The following is a 1,357-nucleotide window of genomic DNA, read 5'->3' as shown; positions in this document are numbered from 1 at the left end:
ACTTATTATCTCAGCAAATTATAAGTCCTTTATAACTTCAGGTTCAGTTTCTGCTTTAGCTGTTACGTTAGAGATTATAGGCACTACAGGACACTTAATTTTTATTTGATCTAGACACTCTATAACTTCATCATACGCAGACTGCATTAAAGATGAATGAAATGGGCCGCTAACTTTTAGCTTTATTGATCTTTTTATGTTAGAATTACTTAATGATTCTATCAATTTATCAATAGCTAAAGTTGTACCGCTCACAACTATCTGTCCACCACCGTTATCATTTGCAATTTCACATATTCCATAAGGCTGAACAAGTTTTAAAAGGTCTTCAACTTGCTGAAGCTCAGCACCAAGCAGGGCAACCATATAGCCTCGATGCTTTAAAGAAGCCTTCTGCATTGCTTTTCCACGTATTTGTAATAACTTAGCTGCAGAGTTAAGAGTTAAAGCACCTGCAGCACATAGTGCAGTATATTCACCAACAGAATGACCACATATATATTTTGGTTTACAGGTAGAAAAAATTGACCTACCAGATATATATTCCATTGTACGTACAATTGCAATTGAAACTGCAAGCAATGCAGGTTGTGCATTTTCTGTAGTGGTCAACTCTTCATGATCACCATGGAAAATTATATTAGATAATTTTTTACCTAAAACATCATCAACTTCATTGAATACTTCTTTTGCAACAGCAAAGTTGTCATATATGTCCTTCCCCATTCCTACAACTTGGGAGCCTTGTCCTGGAAAAGCAAAAATCATCTGTCAGTTAAAATATTACTATATTTAATTAGACACTATATTCCATAACATTGTCAACAAGAAGTATTTAGATTATGAGTCTGATCAATATTTTACACCTACATTTACTATATCTTTACAAATATACACTAACTAAACATATATACTTAACTGTGAGCTGGATATGGGTGGAAATAATTCTAAAGAAAAGAAGAATGATAAACAAAATAAAAGTATACCTACTATATCAAATACTATAGATGAAAATGAACAATCTATTCCAACAACTACTTTTGGAAGCAATGAAAAAGCTAAAAATAAAAAGAAATCAGATAACCATGAACAAAATGGTGTGGTGGTAACAAAGTACACAAGAATAGGAGAAAATAGCCATGATTCAGATGATATCGCGAGCTTAAACGAAGCAACAAGCGCTATGAATAATATAAGCATCTCAAAACATACAGAAAGTGATAGTAGCACAGTAAGTGAAGAATTAGTTTGTAGTTCTTGGAATGAATTAAATGATATGGAGTATCTGATTAAATCAGCATATATCCGTAATGGTATTTTTTGTATAGAATTTTTAAGAAGAATGGTAGATAATAGC

1 protein-coding gene and 1 pseudogene are annotated in these 1,357 nt (G+C 32.3%); one reads left to right on the top strand and one right to left on the bottom strand.

Annotation, left to right across the window (positions count from 1 at the left end; all coding sequences use genetic code 11):
- Positions 1-21 precede the first annotated feature (21 nt).
- Positions 22-768 (bottom strand): annotated as a pseudogene (locus tag V6U76_RS05265) (ACP S-malonyltransferase); the annotation flags it as partial.
- 163 nt (positions 769-931) lie between these two features.
- Between V6U76_RS05265 and V6U76_RS05260 the strand changes: the two are divergent.
- Positions 932-1,357 (top strand): hypothetical protein (locus V6U76_RS05260; RefSeq protein WP_333024090.1); only part of this gene is annotated, 426 nt, incomplete at its 3' end.

Origin of the sequence: Wolbachia endosymbiont of Pentidionis agamae (assembly GCF_036711655.1) — a bacterium.
Classification (GTDB): domain Bacteria; phylum Pseudomonadota; class Alphaproteobacteria; order Rickettsiales; family Anaplasmataceae; genus JAZHPY01.
Note: the sequence above shows the minus strand (reverse complement) of the source record. Positions and strands in the feature narration are given on the sequence as shown.